The sequence below is a fragment of the Micromonospora sp. WMMD1120 genome (genome assembly GCF_029626235.1).
GTDB lineage: Bacteria > Actinomycetota > Actinomycetes > Mycobacteriales > Micromonosporaceae > Micromonospora.
Genome location: NZ_JARUBO010000005.1, coordinates 420,040 through 434,729, shown reverse-complemented (window position 1 = coordinate 434,729; position 14,690 = coordinate 420,040). Strand labels below are relative to the sequence as shown.

16 protein-coding genes and 1 riboswitch are annotated in these 14,690 nt (G+C 73.3%); of the genes, 5 read left to right on the top strand and 11 right to left on the bottom strand.

The genetic code is table 11. The features are described from left to right. Window positions 1–10: 10 nt before the first annotated feature. From O7634_RS02070 to O7634_RS02050, 5 genes are all read right to left on the bottom strand, one after another. Window positions 11–559 carry a thioredoxin domain-containing protein gene (locus O7634_RS02070; RefSeq protein WP_278148479.1) on the bottom strand — a complete coding sequence of 183 codons (549 nt, stop codon included), beginning with the start codon at window positions 557–559 and terminating at the stop codon, window positions 11–13. Next, entirely contained in the window at window positions 559–1,053 is a 495-nt protein-coding gene (locus tag O7634_RS02065) for a redoxin domain-containing protein (protein WP_278148478.1), read from the bottom strand. Before O7634_RS02065 ends, O7634_RS02070 begins: the two co-directional genes overlap by 1 nt. 92 nt (window positions 1,054–1,145) lie before the next feature. Further along, a complete protein-coding gene (locus O7634_RS02060) occupies window positions 1,146–1,832 on the bottom strand; it encodes a BON domain-containing protein (protein ID WP_278148477.1) in 687 nt (228 codons plus the stop codon). Window positions 1,833–2,396: 564 nt separating this feature from the next. Then, window positions 2,397–2,807 (bottom strand): hypothetical protein, encoded by a 411-nt coding sequence (locus tag O7634_RS02055; protein ID WP_278148476.1) that lies wholly within the window; start codon window positions 2,805–2,807, stop codon window positions 2,397–2,399. 135 nt (window positions 2,808–2,942) lie between these two features. Continuing rightward, window positions 2,943–3,086, bottom strand: a complete 144-nt coding sequence (locus O7634_RS02050; RefSeq protein WP_278148475.1) for a hypothetical protein — start codon at window positions 3,084–3,086, stop codon at window positions 2,943–2,945. A 416-nt stretch (window positions 3,087–3,502) separates the two neighbouring features. Between O7634_RS02050 and O7634_RS02045 the strand changes: the two genes are divergently transcribed. Next, window positions 3,503–3,865 (top strand): STAS domain-containing protein, encoded by a 363-nt coding sequence (locus O7634_RS02045; protein ID WP_278148474.1) that lies wholly within the window; start codon window positions 3,503–3,505, stop codon window positions 3,863–3,865. A 133-nt stretch (window positions 3,866–3,998) separates the two neighbouring features. Further along, a complete protein-coding gene (locus O7634_RS02040) occupies window positions 3,999–4,442 on the top strand; it encodes an SRPBCC family protein (RefSeq protein WP_278148473.1) in 444 nt (147 codons plus the stop codon). Between the two features lie 232 nt (window positions 4,443–4,674). Here O7634_RS02040 and O7634_RS02035 read toward each other — a convergent pair whose 3' ends face one another. From O7634_RS02035 to O7634_RS02015, 5 genes are all read right to left on the bottom strand, one after another. Beyond that, entirely contained in the window at window positions 4,675–5,172 is a 498-nt protein-coding gene (locus O7634_RS02035) for a hypothetical protein (protein WP_278148472.1), read from the bottom strand. 129 nt (window positions 5,173–5,301) lie between these two features. Continuing rightward, on the bottom strand, window positions 5,302–6,315 hold the full coding sequence (locus tag O7634_RS02030; protein WP_278153839.1) for a hypothetical protein: 1,014 nt from the start codon (window positions 6,313–6,315) through the stop codon (window positions 5,302–5,304). Window positions 6,316–6,371: 56 nt separating this feature from the next. Further along, window positions 6,372–6,503: riboswitch (cyclic di-AMP (ydaO/yuaA leader) on the bottom strand. A gap of 113 nt (window positions 6,504–6,616) precedes the next feature. After that, window positions 6,617–7,534 carry a cation diffusion facilitator family transporter gene (locus O7634_RS02025; RefSeq protein WP_278148471.1) on the bottom strand — a complete coding sequence of 306 codons (918 nt, stop codon included), beginning with the start codon at window positions 7,532–7,534 and terminating at the stop codon, window positions 6,617–6,619. Between the two features lie 103 nt (window positions 7,535–7,637). Continuing rightward, the gene (locus tag O7634_RS02020) at window positions 7,638–9,755 is read right to left on the bottom strand and encodes an AAA family ATPase (RefSeq protein WP_278148470.1); all 2,118 of its coding nucleotides are present in this window, start codon (window positions 9,753–9,755) and stop codon (window positions 7,638–7,640) included. A 108-nt stretch (window positions 9,756–9,863) separates the two neighbouring features. Next, the gene (locus O7634_RS02015) at window positions 9,864–10,811 is read right to left on the bottom strand and encodes an alpha/beta hydrolase (protein ID WP_278148469.1); all 948 of its coding nucleotides are present in this window, start codon (window positions 10,809–10,811) and stop codon (window positions 9,864–9,866) included. 149 nt (window positions 10,812–10,960) lie between these two features. Here O7634_RS02015 and O7634_RS02010 point away from each other — a divergent pair, with 149 nt between their 5' ends. After that, window positions 10,961–11,608, top strand: a complete 648-nt coding sequence (locus O7634_RS02010; RefSeq protein WP_278148468.1) for a carbonic anhydrase — start codon at window positions 10,961–10,963, stop codon at window positions 11,606–11,608. Window positions 11,609–11,683: 75 nt separating this feature from the next. Here O7634_RS02010 and O7634_RS02005 read toward each other — a convergent pair whose 3' ends face one another. Next, window positions 11,684–12,013 carry a hypothetical protein gene (locus tag O7634_RS02005; RefSeq protein WP_278148467.1) on the bottom strand — a complete coding sequence of 110 codons (330 nt, stop codon included), beginning with the start codon at window positions 12,011–12,013 and terminating at the stop codon, window positions 11,684–11,686. A 312-nt stretch (window positions 12,014–12,325) separates the two neighbouring features. On the opposite strand from O7634_RS02005, the gene O7634_RS02000 reads away from it, so the two are divergent. Beyond that, entirely contained in the window at window positions 12,326–12,817 is a 492-nt protein-coding gene (locus tag O7634_RS02000; RefSeq protein ID WP_278148466.1) for a DUF3145 domain-containing protein, read from the top strand. 104 nt (window positions 12,818–12,921) lie between these two features. After that, window positions 12,922–14,646 carry a glycoside hydrolase family 3 N-terminal domain-containing protein gene (locus O7634_RS01995; RefSeq protein ID WP_278148465.1) on the top strand — a complete coding sequence of 575 codons (1,725 nt, stop codon included), beginning with the start codon at window positions 12,922–12,924 and terminating at the stop codon, window positions 14,644–14,646. Window positions 14,647–14,690 lie beyond the last annotated feature (44 nt).

Sequence of the window (14,690 nt, the reverse complement as noted above, 5' to 3'; positions counted from 1 at the left end):
GCTTCGTCGTTCAGGCGTCGGCGGCGGCGTCGGTGGCCGCCAGCAGGTCCGGCAGGTCGTAGCCGCCGTCGTGCCGGACGCCGTTGACGAACAGGGTGGGGGTGCCGTTCACCCCGCTGCGGATGCCGCCCACGAAGTCCCGGCGCACCCGGTCCGCGTGCGTACGGTTCTCCACCTCGGCGTTCAACTCGTCCGGCGGCAACCCGACCTGTTCGACGCCGAGGGAGAGGTGCACCGGGTCGAGTTGGTCCTGGTGCTCGTAGAGCCAGTCGTGCATCTCCCAGAACCGTCCCCGTACCCCGGCGGCCTCGGCCGTCTCGGCGGCGCGCTCGGCGTACGGGTGCACGTTGGCGATGGGAAAGTAGCGGTAGACCAGCCGGACGGTGTCGGCGCGCTGCCGCAGCAACTCGTGCAGGTTCGGGTACGCGGCGCCACAGAACTGGCACTGGAAATCGCCGTACTCGACGATCGTCACCGCCGCGTCCGCCGGCCCGCGGATGTGGTCCGCGTCGGTCACCGGGTCGCGGAGCCGGGCGGTGACCTGCAGGGGCGTGCTCATCAGGCGCTCACCTTCCGATCGGCTGCCATTCGGTCCAGGGCGTCGAAGATGCCGTCCGCGCCGGGGTTGACGTCGGGCGGCGACAGGTGGCTCCAGCTCACCGTCCCCGCCGGGTCGAGTACCACCAGCGCCCGGGCCGCCTCGCCCCGGGGAAGGTACGCGCCGTACCGGCGAGCCACCTCGCCCTTGGGCTCGAAATCCGCCAGCAGGGGGAACTCGATGCCCCGGCTCTCGGCGAAGGCCCGGTGCGACCAGATGCTGTCCACCGAGATGCCGAGCACCACCGCCTGGTACTGGGCGAAGACGGGTGCCGCCGACTGGTAGAGCGACATCTGGTCGCCACACACGGGGCTCCAGTCGGCGGGGTAGAAGACGAGCACGACCGGCCGGCCGCGGAACTGCTCGGGCCCGGTCAGGCGCCCGTCCGGAGTGGCCGGCAGCGTGAACCCGGGTGCGGCACGCCCCGGTTGGATCAGCCCGTTCGGATCAGTCATGCCACCAGCCTGCTCCCGGGGCGGGTGAGGCGGACTCACCCGCCCGGGGTGGTTTCCGTACGCCTCCGGGCGGGCGGCCGATCCGCGCGCGCTCAGCGCAGCACCGGGGCGACCGCGATGTGGTTCTGCACCTCCCGGATACCCGGCGCGGACCAGGCGATCTGCTCCACCTCGGCCCGTTCGGGCATGGAGTGCACCAGTCCGGCGAGGATGGCGGTGTCGCCGTGCACCCGGACGCTGATCCGCTCGGCCTCGGTCGCGCCGGCGCGGGCGAGGGCGTCGACGATCCGGTCGGCCAGGTTCCGCCCGTCCGGAGCGGTGGCCGGCCGGACGGTGATGCCGTTGCTCACGCCGCGCACCCCGGTCAGCCGGGAGACCGCGTTCTCGGCCGCCCGCCGCTGGTACTCCCATTCGACGTCGCCGTGCAGCGTCACCCACCCGGCGGCGACGGTGACCTGGAGCTTCTCGATGGGCACGAAGGCGTCCCACTCCAGCGTGTGGCTGGCGGCGGCGGCCAGGTCGGTGTCGGCGCGTTCCGTCACGCTGGTCAGCCGCACCGCCACGTCGTTGGCGACCGCCCGGACCGAGGCGACCCGATGGGTGGCCCGTTCCGCGGCCCACTTCTTGGCGTAGCTGTCCACGCGACCGGTCAGGGTGACGACGCCCTCGACGACCGTCACGCCGATCTCGTGCGGCTGCACCCGCGGCTCCCAGGTCAGCTCGTCGAGGACGGCGGACTGGATATCCTGGTCGGTGCGGTTGATCTCCGCGATGGCCATCTGTCCCTCCTCCGCTGTGCCGACGGCAGACCGAATGGCGGTTGTGGCCGGAGGTCCGCCCCTGCGCCGATGGTGCCACCGTCCGGGGTGACCCGGCCTCGCCCGGGCAGGGTGAGGCCGGCACCCGGCGGGTGATGGGCGCGGCCGGAACACCGGTGGTGGGAGCGCTTCCATAGTGAGCTGTTTTCGGTTACGGTAATGGCGTTGCTCGATAGCGAGAGCCGTCGCATCGGGTTGCGGAGAGTCCCGGGCAGCTCTCCCGTCGCCGTCGTCGTGCCCGTCCCCCGGTCGCGGCGTCAGCACCGGTCGAGATCCGTCCCCCGGGTTCGACCCGCCCATGGCCGTCACGGTGGCCCCATCCCACCGCCACCAGGACGGCTTCTGCCACCACCATCCGCACGGGCCGCTGTACAGCTGACCCGGGCGGGGCACTGGGTCACTACCCGAACACCGGTCCGCCGGGCTGCCTGAGGGGTCCGGCACCCGGCGGACCGGTCCGGTGGCGGCATGACGGCGGCCCCGCTCGATCGACGTCGAGCGGGGCCGCCGGTTCGCCGCTGCGGTCTAGACCGCCGGGGAGTTGGGTCGGTCGACGTCGACGAACTCCACGTCGTCGACCGACCGATCGTCGCGGCTGCCCGCGGCCCGTGCGGCTGAGCCGACCGCCCAGCCGACCGCGGCGCCGACCAGCGCGGCGCCGATCAGGAGCGTCCAGGGCAGCGCCGGCTGGCGACCGGCGAGCGCGTCGAAGGCCAGGGCGGCGCGCCGCCGCGCCTCCTCGGCGGCGGAGCCCACCAGGTCGCCCGCCCCGTCGGCGAAGTCGCTGCCGCTGCGCCGGGCCGACCGGGCGGTGTCGCGCACACTGTCGCGCACGCTGTCGCCGGCGGAGCTGACGGCGGAGACCAGGTGCTCCCAGGCCTGGTCCGCGATCCGCTCCGGCTTGCTGCGGCGGTCCAGCAGGTTCGTTCCGAACATCGTGGTTACCTCCTCGGGTGCCGTAGCCGCCGGCCACTTCGGACTTCGGCGTCTGTCCAGCGCGTCACGATCTCGCCTATCCCGCAGTGCCCCGCGCCGGCCGGGCGCAAACCCGGGCGCCGGGGGATCGCTGGATCAGCGCGGGACGGACACCGTCACGCCGCGAGCGAAGTCGTCGTCATCATCACCACCATCGTCGTCCCCGCCACCGAAACCGCAGGCCAACACCACGGCGAGCAGGACGCCGACACCGGCCAGCCCCGCCAGTCGCTTGATCATCGAAGATCCTCTCTGTCGCTGTCCGTCTGTCGGACCGATGCTAGGGCGGGTCGGCAACGGTGGACGGGCACGGATCGGACGACTGCCGGCGACACGCCGGTGCGGCACGGGCTGGGCGTACCCCGTGGGCTGGTTGTCGGGCGCGTCGGGTCCGGACCGCTACCCTTGTCGGCGGCGTGGTGACCGGGCTGGTCGACGACGTCGGCGGCCGGTCGCGACCGATCGGCGGTGCCCAGATAACAAAAAGTCTTGAGTAATCAGATACTGAAAAGTACGGATATGGTCGGCTTTTGTGGGTCCGGGTCCGCGAATTGCTCATCCCGAGGGGTGGCGACCGAGGCCATCGGAGGAATACTCTCGGTCGCGGCCCGCGTACTGATGAGGCGCCCGGGGGACGGGCGGGTGGAGGTGCTCGCGTGAGCCTGTCGATCGTGAAGTCTGTTCTGTCCGGTGGAGTCGTGGAGATCGCGCCGCGAGGCGAGATCGACGTCGACACGGCGTACGAGGTGCGCGAGGCGATCGCGGAGGTGCTGGCCAAGAGCCGACCGCTGCGCATCGAGCTCAACATGAGGCTGGTCACCTTCATCGACTCCGTGGGCATCAGCGCCATGGTCGCCGGCTTCCAGACCGCCGAGGTCAGCGACGTCAAGCTGGTGGTCACCCAGCCGAGCCGGTTCGTGCACCGGCAGCTCTGGGTGACCGGCCTGCTCGGTCTCTTCGGCGCCCCGGAGCCCTACTTCGCCGGCGTCGCCACCCCCGAGGTGCTGCCCGGCGCCTGACGGCGCCGGGGCACCCCGTCAGCGGCTGCTCGTCCAATCCGTTTCGGGTCCCCGCGCCCCCGGGCGCGTCACGATGTTGCCAGTCGGACATCGGTACGGGACGATCGGGCGACCAGCGATGGCGGGAGACGGTGTGCCCAGCAGCGATACCTTCAGCTACACCGTCCAGGCGCGGTGCTCGCTCGCCGAGGCGGCGGCGTTGCTCAGCGACCTGACCCGGCACGGCGAGCTGCATCCGCTGATCGTCCAGGTCCGTCAGGTGCCGGCCCGGCCGGGCGCGCAGGCCAGTTACACGATCAACGACCGGTTGGCGGCGGGTCCGCTGCGCTTCCGGACCACGTACCACGCGGACGTGCTGGTCGTCGAGGACGACGAGATCGTGATGGTGGCCAGGCAGTGGCCGGCGACCACGGTGCGCAACCACACCCGGCTGCGGTCCGAGCCGGACGGGCTGGTCCGCATCGACGTGGAGATCACCCTGACCGCGCCGAGCCCGCTGTTCCGGTACGCGTTCCGCCAGGCCCAAGCCGCCCACCTGGCCCTGGCCGCCCGCCTGGCCGCAGCCCTGAACCCCTGAACCCCTGAACCCCTGAACCCCTGAACCCCTGAACCCCTGAACCCCTGAACCCCTGAACCCCTGAACCCCTGAACCCCTGAACCCCTGAACCCCGCCCCTTCCCCGCACCCCCTGACCTCGCCGATCTTGCAGTTCCGGTTGTCGTTATGGGTGCCATGCCCCTTATATCGGCACAGTAAGTGCAAGATCGCCGGGGCGGGGCGGGGCGGGGCGGGCGGGGCGGGGGCTTTGTCTATCTTGGGGTTGCTGCTCGGGCTTGGCGGGCCGGGGGTCGGCGGCCCCAGGGCTTGTAGGTGGACAGCACCGTCACCACGATCATCAGGGTTGTCGACACCGCGGGCGCGATCACCAGGTCGGCACGGTCCCGTGCCGGGAGGGCGGACCCCAGCTCTGCGGCGTGCCGCAGGTTCGGGGTGAGCAGGAACAGCACCAGCCCGACCAGCACAGTGGTGACCACGAGCTTGACCAGCACCCAGTGGTACCGCACCAGGCCCCACGGGGTGAGCAACGAACTGGCGACACCGATCAGCCAGACCAGGACGCTCAGCGGCGCGAACAGCACGGTGCCGACGAGCGCCGCCGCCGGGTACGCCACCGCCGGGTCGACGGCACCACGCTGCGCGGCGATGCCGAGCGTGAGAAGCGCCAGGTCGGCGCCGAGCCAGCCGAGTGCGGTGACCAGGTGCAGTGTGAGCAGCGCCTTGCGCGCGGGCGGTGGGATCCGAGCCATACCGCGATGCTCGCCGCCGGCGCCGGCCGCGTCGTCCGACAGCCGGCGTCATCCGGGGTACGCCCGCCGACGTAGCCGACACCGGGGCCGCGCTGCCGGCGGGCCGGACCCCCCGGCAGCGCGCCCCGGTCAGTAGACCGACAGGTGTACGTGGTTGGTGTGGTCGGTGGACGGGGTGCCGTTCGCCCCGCTGTACGACTTCCACCCGCTGCTGGGCAGCCAGATCTGCCTGTACCAGATCACGTAGAGCACGGCGAGCCGGTCCGCGTTGCGGATGAAGTACGCCGCCAGGTTGTTGCCGTACGTCTTGTCGCCGCCCGTGGCGTTCCCGCCGAAGCCGTTCTTCTGCGCCGCGAAGTCGCAGGCCCGCCCCTTCGGGTGCTCACCCGAGCCGCCGGAACGGTGGCAGGAGACGTACCGGGTGAAGCCGGCGGCCTTGGCCTGGTTGAGCGCGTGCAACGTGCGGGGGGTGATGCACCCGTTGGCCGGGGTGGGGTCGTTGACGCTGCACGACTCCGAGGGCCAGGAGCCGTCGGAGTTACGCGGCGCGGCGGTGGCGTTGGCGGAGGAGGTGCCCCGGTTGGAGCCGCTGTCGGCGGTGGTCTGCGGCCTGGGGGTGGTGGCCACGGTCAGGGCGCGTTCGGCCTGCTCCTTGCGCTTGGCCATCACCGCCACCTGCTTGCGCTGTTCGTTGATCTCGCCGTCCAGCGCGACCCGGGTGCGGTTGGCCTGGTCCCTGGTGTCGAGCAGGTCCTGGAGCACCCGGTCCTCGTTGGCGGCCACCGCCTCCAGCGCGGCGGCCCGGTCCATGAAGCCCTCCGGGTTGTTGCTGTTGAGCAGCGCCGACACCGCGCCGAGCCGGCCGCTGCGGTACGCCACGACGGCGATCTCGCCGACCTTCTCGTCGCGGTGGGCCAGCTCGACCTCGATCTCCTTGAGTTTGGTGGCGAGCTGTTGCTGCCGTCGTACGGAGGCGTCCAGGGCGCGCTTCGCGTCCAGGTAGCCCTTGCTGGCGGCCTCCAGTTGGGCGCGCAGCGCGGGAGTGCCGCCCTCCTCGTCGGAGTCGGGTGCGGCGGCCTGCCGGCCGGTCGGGGGAGCGGCCGAGACGGTGCCGGCCGGGAGCGCGACGCCGAGGGCGAGCATCGCGACGATCAGCGCCGCCAGTCGGGCGGCGGGTGGGCGTGCTGGTGCCACTACGCATGTCCTTCCGTCAGCCGCCGACCGGGTTAGCTGACGGGTTCGGGACGGAAGATCCCTACCGCTGACGCGGATGCACCCCAGGAACGTGGTTCCCCGGTTCGCCCTCGCGGGCGATTAGGCGGCGACCGCCACCGGCGCCGGGAAGGCGCCGCCTGGTGGAGGCCGGGACCGAGCTTACCGGTGCCGGTGGGACGTGTGCAGCCGATGTGACGGACGGTGCGTGCGTCACCACGGAGAACGACGGTCACCACTCGATCGAGCCGCAGGCGCCGGTGGCCGCGCCGGGCTCGATCTGTAGCGTCGCGTGCTCGATGCGGAAGTCTTCGTGCAGGGCCGTACGCGCCGCGGTGAGCACCGCGGCGACCTCCGCGCCGGGTGCCGTGGTCAGGTGCGCGGAGGCCACCTCCATGCCGGAGGTGAGCGTCCAGACGTGCAGGTCGTGCACCTCGACCACGCCGGGCACGGCGGCCAGCCGGTCGTGCACGGCGGTGACCTGGAGGTGTTCCGGGGCGGCCTGCACGAGGATGCGGATGGCGGCGCGCGCCAACCGCCAGGTGCGGGGCAGGATGAACGCGCCGATGGCGACCGCGACCAGCGGGTCGGCCCACCACCAGTCGGTGACGGCGATGAGCGACGCCGCGCCGATGACGCCGAGCGAGCCGAGCAGGTCGCCGAGCACCTCCAGGTAGGCGCCCTGGAGGTTGATGCTCTCCCGGGCGCCGGCACGCAGCAGGGTGAAGGCGACGATGTTGGCGAGCAGGCCGAGCACGGCCACCGCGAGCACCGGCCCGGCGGTGATCTCGTGCGGGTCGCCGAAGCGACGGATCGCCTCGATCACCACGTACACGGCGACGCCGGAGAGCAGCACGGCGTTGGCGAGCGCGGCGAGCACCTCGAGGCGGTAGAGCCCGAACGTGCGCTGGGGGTCGCCGGTGGCCCGCCGGGTCGCGGTGATGGCGGCGAGCGCCATCCCGATGCCGAGCACGTCGGTGAACATGTGCCCGGCGTCGGAGAGCAGGGCGAGCGAGCCGGTGCGCAGGGCGACCACCGCCTCGATCACCATCAGGGTGGCGAGCAGCCCGAACGCGCCCCAGAGTCGTCCCCGGTGCCGGTGTGCGGCATTGGCGACGGACCCGTGATGGTGGTCGTGACCTGCGCCCACGTGACTAACCTTCCGCCGCCGTCCCGGACCCGGTCCAATGTATGTTCACATCGCTATGTGTGCAACTGTTCGGGTGGCGTCTCCAGGCGGCCGCCCGGGTTCGTCAGCCGGTCGGGTCGATGGTGGTGAGCCGCTGGGTGGCCCGGGAGAGCGCCACGTACAGGGTGCGCACCCCGGCGCCCTGATCCGCCCGGATCTCGCTCGGCGCGACAAGCACCACCCCGTCGTACTCCATGCCCTTGGCCTCCAGGCTGGTGACCACCTGCAACCGCGGCACGCCGAGCGCGCCGAGCCAACCGGCGACCTCCTCCCGGCGCGGCACCGGCGTGATCACCCCGACCGTGCCCTCCACCTCGGTCAGCAGGCCGGTGGTCGCCTCCACCGTCGCGGTCTCCAACCCGGCCGGCGGCACCACCAGCGCGACCGGCGCGACCCCGGTGGACCGTACCGCGCTCGGCAGCGGTAGGTCGGGGTAGAGCCGGCGGATCTCCGCCGCCGCCACCGCGAAGATCTCCGCCGAGTTGCGGTAGTTGGTGGTGAGCGTGAACTCGTGTCGCTTGCGCCGGCCCAACGCCTGGTCGCGGGCCCGGTCCAGCTCCTCCGGGTCGCCGGTCCACGCGGTCTGCGCGGGGTCGCCGACGATGGTCCAGGAGGCCAGCCGGCCCCGTCGACCGATCATCCGCCACTGCATCGGCGAGACGTCCTGCGCCTCGTCCACCACCACGTGCGCGTAGTCCCGGTAGTCCTCCGGGCGCTCCCGGGCCGCCGCACGGGCGGCCCGCTGCCGTTCGCCGAGGGTGCTCAGCTCGCGTACCCCGCCGGCGAGCTGGAACGGGTCGCGTCGCGCCCGGGCCGGCCGCACCGGCTTGCCGAGCAGCGCGTCCAACTCGTCCAGCAGCGCCACGTCGGCGACGGTCAGCCCGGCCGAATCCAGCTCCCGGTACGCGGCGGTGAGCAACCGGATCTCCGCGCCGGAGAGGACGCCGCCGGCGTACCGGCGCAGTCGGTCCGGTCGCGCCAGCCAACCGAGCACGTGCCGGGGGTGCAGGCGGGGCCACCACGCCTTGAGGAACTCCCGGAACTCCGGCCGCTCGGCGATCTCCGCCTCGAAGGCCGGCTGCTCCGGCAGGCGAGGAACGCCCACCTCGCGGGCCTGCGCCCAGAGCGCGGCGAACACCCCGTCGAAGCCGGCTCGCCGCACCTCGTTGCGCCGGGCACCCCGGGGCAGCGCCCGCTCCCGGATCCGGTCCAGGGTGGTCCGGTCCAGCCGCAGCAGCGTGCCCCGGTAGAGCAGCCGCAGCTCACCCGGGCCGCCCGGCACCGCGTCGCGGGCCGCCCGCTCCAGCACCCGGCGCATCCGCAGGGAACCCTTCACCGCCGCCACCTCGGGCGGATCGGTGCGGGTGGCGGTCATCCCCGGGAAGAGGGAGCCCAGCGAGTGCAGTGTCGCGGTGTCCTCGCCGAGCGACGGCAGCACCGAGCCGATGTACTCGACGAACACCGACGACGGGCCGACCACGAGGATGCCGCCGCCGGCGTAGCGGCTGCGGTCGGAATAGAGCAGGTACGCGGCCCGGTGCAGGGCGACGGCGGTCTTGCCGGTGCCGGGGCCGCCCGCGACGATCGTCACGCCCGAGCCGGGCGAGCGGATCGCCTCGTCCTGCTCCCGCTGGATGGTGGCGACGATGTCGCGCATTCCCCGGCCGGTGGCCTTGGACAGCGAGGCCAGCAACGCGCCGTCCCCGACGACGGTCATGCCCTCCGGCGCCCCGGTCGGGTCCAGCAGGTCGTCCTCGATCCGGGTGACCCGCTCGGCCCGGGTCTGGATGGTGCGCCGGCGTACCACCCCGAGTGGCTGCGCCGGGGTGGCCTGGTAGAAGGCGGCGGCGGCCGGCGCGCGCCAGTCGACGACGAGCGTGGTGGCGTCCTCGTCCCGGATGCCGAGTCGTCCGACGTGCAGCACCTGACGGTCCCGCAGGTCCAGCCGGCCGAAGACCAGCCCCTCGTGCTCGGCGTCGAGCGTGTGCCGGCGCTGCGCCGCGTGGAAGACCATCGCGTCGCGCTCGACGAGCGCGCCGAACGTGCCGACCCGGGCCATCCGGTAGCCGTCCCGCTCGGCCCGCACCGCCGAGCGCCGCAGCTCGGCCAGGCGGGCGTACACCCGGTCGAGGTGTCGTTGCTCGACGGCGATCTCCTGCTCCAGGCCGGTCTGGTCGGTCAACGCACGCTCCTTCGACTGTCGCCGGCAGGCGGCGGGAACCGCGCGGGCCAACCGCAGAAGGGTACGGCCCCGGGCCCGACCCGCCACGCGCGAGGTGCGGGAACGTGCTCAGGCCCCCGCCACGGCGCACGTCGCGACGCGCTCGGCGGCCGGCGTCGCGGCGAGCACCCGGCGCAGCACGCCGGTGAGCGCGGCGTTGACCTCGTCCGGGCGTTCCATCATCAGCATGTGCCCGGCGCCCGGGCAGATGGTCAGCTCGGTGGCGGGCAGCGCCGCGGCGATCGACTCGGCGCACGGCGGCGGGGTCAGCCGGTCCCGGTCGCCGACCAGGGCGGCGGCCGGCAGTCGCGCCAGCGCCGCGAGCGTGTCCAGCCGGTGCTGGGTGCCGATCGAGGCGCGGAAACCACCGATCGAACGCAGTGACGCGCGCGCCACGGCCGAGGTCACCAGGCGGATGTCCGCCGGATCGCAGCGGTCACCGAAGAGCATCCACCGGATGCTCGGTCGCAGGGCGTTCAGCAGCGCCCGGGGTGGCCGCCACGAGCCACACCGGGCCAGCACCCCGGCGCCGGTCGTCTCGGCCAGCCTTATCAACCGGGCGATCCGCGGCGAGAGCCCGTAGACGGTGTGCGTGTGCCCCTCGGCGGTGGTCGAGACGAAGACCAGCCCGGCCGTACGGGCGGCGAAGTGCTCCGGGTGGCGGTGCGCGTACTCCATGATCGTCATTCCGCCCATGGAGTGCCCGACCAGGACCACCGGACCGTGCGGCGCCACCGTGTCGAGCACCGTCGCCAGGTCGTCGCCGAGCTGCGCCAGGGTGGCGGTGGGCAGTGTCATGCAGCTGGACCGCCCGTGCCCCCGCGCGTCGTAGGTCACCACCCGCACCGACTCGCCGAACGGCGCTGCGGAAAGCGCCTCGACCTGCCGGTGCCAGGCCCGCCCGTCGAGCGTCCAACCGTGCAGCAGGACGGCGGTGACCGGCGCGTCCGTCGGACCCGTCGCCGCCACGTTGAGCCGGACGCCGTCCGGCAGGCCGACCTCGAACCGCTCCGGCATCGCCACCTCCCCACTGCCGCCCCGGCACCATCAGCACCTCGCATACCCGGCGGTAACACCGGCTACCCGCCAGGACGGCACACCAATCACGCGGGCGCGAACATTCCCGAGTGCGCCCACGCCGGTCGGCGGCGGACCAAGCTGGACGCATGGGGTCGTCCGGAGCGCCGATGGGCGCGGCGTCCGCGCGGCGGCGGCAGGCCGGAGGCACACCCCGCGCCGCGCTCGCCGACCTGCTCGCCGGTAACCGGCGGTTCCTCAGCGGTCAGCCCATCCACGGGCACGACGTCACCGCCGCCGCAGCCGCCGCCTCCGGCGACCAGCAGCCGTACGCCGTGGTGCTCGGCTGCATCGACTCGCGGGTGCCGCTGGAGGCGATCTTCGACCAGACCTTCGGCGCGATCTGCGTGATCCGCACCGGTGGGCACGTGCTCGACAGCGCGGTGCGCGGCTCGATCGAGTACGTGGTCGGACAGCTCGGCGTACCCCTGGTCCTGGTCCTGGGCCACGAACGGTGCGGTGCGGTGGCCGCGACGGTGGACGCGCTGCGTGCCGGCGCGCGTCCGGCGGGCTCGCTGGCCCACCTGGTCGACGAGATCGCCCCGGCGGTGCTGGAGGTGGGGCTGACCGACCCCGCGGTGCTCGCGTCGGCCATCCGCCAGCACGTCCGGCGCACGGTGGCCGCGTTACGGGTCGACGACCTGCTCGCCGGGCCGGTCGACGCGGGGCGGGTGGCGGTGGTCGGTGGCCTGTACGACCTGGCCACCGGCGAGGTGGCGGTGATCGAGCCGGGCTGACCTCGGCCCGTGCAGACGAAACCGCCCGCCGGGACATCCCGGCGGGCGGTTCGAGGTGTTGCGGTGGGGGAGAGGTCAGCCCTCGAAGACGCCGGCCGCGACCAGGCGCTTCTCGGTGGCCTCCCAGCCGTCACCCGGGTGGGCGGCGGCCAGGTTGTTGATCTCTGCCCGGATCTTGGCGGCGTGGCCGGCGGCGGCCAGGGCGCGGATCTCCTCGACGAAGGCGTCGGAGTCCGTGCGCAGGTGCGCGGTCTTGCCGTTGGTCAGGTTCCGCACGTAGGCGTGCTTGCCGCCGTTGAGCGGGATGAGGTACTTGAACTCGCCCAGCACGCTGAGGGCGCCACCCTGGCCAGCCTGGCCGGCCCGGACGGACGCGCGCGCGGTCTTAGAGGTGTTGCTCGCCACGGAGGTACTCCTTGCAAGACGTACGGGAGGACGGGACGTCCGGGGGCTGTGTGCGGGTCGTCGGGGTGCCGTCGGCCCGCGGAGGTGTAACGCGGCATAAGCCGCCGGTGGAACTGTACAGGACCACGACATCATGCTGGTCGTCGCGGTGTCCTGAGGGGCAACGGCGACCACCCGTCCGGCTATTCCGGCCGGCGTTTTTTCCGATTCCCTGGCGCACCACGCGTCACAGGAGTCATCATGTGTTGCACGAACCACCTGGGTGGCCGAGGTCGTAGGGGAAGACGCACCTCGCTCTCCGGGAGGTCCACCGTGCCAACGCGTGGCGTCGTATACGTCCACTCGACCCCGCTCGCCGTGTGCTCGCACGTCGAGTGGGCGATCGCGCGCGTCCTAGCCGCGCCGGTCAACCTGCAGTGGACGGCTCAGCCCGTCGATCCCGGCGCCCGCCGGGCCGAGTGCGGGTGGACCGGCCGTCCGGGGACGGGCGCCGAGCTGGCCGCTGCCCTCCGGCAGTGGCCCATGATCCGTTTCGAGGTCACCGAGGAGCCGAGCGCCGGCGTCGACGGTGAGCGCTTCATGTACGTGCCGGCCCGCGGTCTGTTCCGCGCCACCGTCGGCGTGGCCGGCGACATCCAACTGGGCGAGGATCGGCTCCGGGCGTTGATGGCCGCCTCCCGGGCGCCGGAGGCGCTGGCCCACGCCCTGGACAAGGCTCTCGGCACGGCGTGGGACGCGGACCTGGAGCCCTACCGGTACGCCGGCGACGGCGCACCGGTGACGTTGCTCACCAGGGTCGGCTGACCGGGCGGCGCGGAGCGGGGCCACCTGCGCGCGTACCGTCGGTGACGGCTGCGGGCGGTAAGGTCAAGTTGCCCCGATAAGGGGGAACTGGTGGGATAGGCGGCGTGTCGAATCGCCCGTGGCGCGGCGGCGTCGCAGTCGTCGCCCTGACCGCCCTGCTCGCCTCCGGCTGCTCGGGGAACGACCCGGACCGCCCCACGCCGACGCGCAGCACGACGGGGACGTCCGCCGCCCCGAGCGCTCCGCCGCCGGCCACCGACCCCGCCGGCCGGGCCGCCGCGCTGGTGGCCACGCTCTCCGACGAGGACCTGGTCGGGCAGGTCCTGATGCCCTACGCCTACGGCGACGCGGCGACGAAGGTGTCGCCCGGCTCGGCGGCCGGCAACCAGGCCCTGGCCGGCGTCGACACCCCCGCCGAGATGATCAGCAAGTACCGGCTGGGTGGCCTGATCCTGGTCGGCTTCAGCGCCGACGACCCGACCAAGGGCAACCAGGAGACCACCAACGTCGACAACCCGAAGCAGGTGCACGACCTCACCACCGGGCTGCGCGCCGCCGCCGGCAAGCTCGCCGCCGGCCCCGCGCCGCTGCTGATCGGCACCGACCAGGAGTACGGCGTCGTCACCCGGGTGACCGACGGCGTCACGATGCTGCCCAGCGCCCTCGCGGCGGGCGCGGCCGGTGATCCGAAGCTCACCGAGGCCGCCTGGAAGGTCGCCGGCACCGAGCTGGCCGCGATGGGCATCAACGTCGACTTCGCCCCGGTGGCCGACGTGCTGGCCACCCGCAGCACGGTGATCGGCTCGCGGTCCTACGGCGCCGACCCGCAGCAGGCCGCCGCGCAGGTGGGTGGGGCCGTCCGTGGCCTCCAGGCGGCCGGGGTCGCGGCCACCCTGAAGCACTTTCCCGGGCACGGCCACAGCGCTGACGACTCGCACCAGGACCTGCCGGTGCTCACCCAGTCCGCCGCCGCGCTGCGCAGCGGCGCCTGGCCGCCGTTCACCGCCGGCATGGAGGCCGGCGCGATGGCGGTGATGTCCGGTCACCTGGACGCCCGCGCGATCGACCCGGGGACCCCGGCGACCTTCTCGCACAAGCTGCTCACCGACGTGCTGCGCGGCCAACTCGGCTTCCAGGGCGTGGTGATCACCGACGGGATGAACATGCCGCCCGCGAAGCGCTGGGCGCCCGGCGAGGCGGCGGTCCGCGCGCTCAACGCCGGCAACGACCTCATCCTGATGACCCCGAACGTCGGACAGGCGTACGACGGGCTGCTCGCCGCGCTGCGCGGTGGGTCCCTGCCCCGGCCCCGGCTGGTCGAGGCGGTCACCCGGGTGCTGACGATGAAGTTCCGGCTCGCCGAGCGACCGGCCGGGCCGATGTCCACGCTCAACACCCCGGGACACCGGGCGGCTGCCGACGCGCTGGCCGCCGCCGCCGTCACCGTGCTGCGGGGTAAGTGCGGAGGGGCGATCCCCGGGCCGGTCACCGTCACCGCCTCCGGTGGCCGGGACGGCACCCGCAACGCCCTCACCGCCGCGCTGACCGCCGCCGGGGTGTCGGTCAAGCCCAGCGGCGGCACGATCGTGCACCTGGTGGGCTACGGCGACGGGGCCGGTGACCTGCGTCCGGACGCGGCGGTCACCGTCGCGATGGACACCCCCTACGTGCTGGCTACCGCCAAGTCGCCGACACTGCTGGCCACGTACTCCTCCAGCAGGGCGTCGATGACCGCGCTGGCCGCGGTGCTCGCCGGCAAGGCCCGGCCGGGCGGCAGGTCCCCGGTGGCCGTTTCCGGCCTGCCCGCGACGACCTGTCCCGGTAGCTGATCCCGGCCGAGCGGAACGGAGAACGGGCCCTCACCCACCGTCCG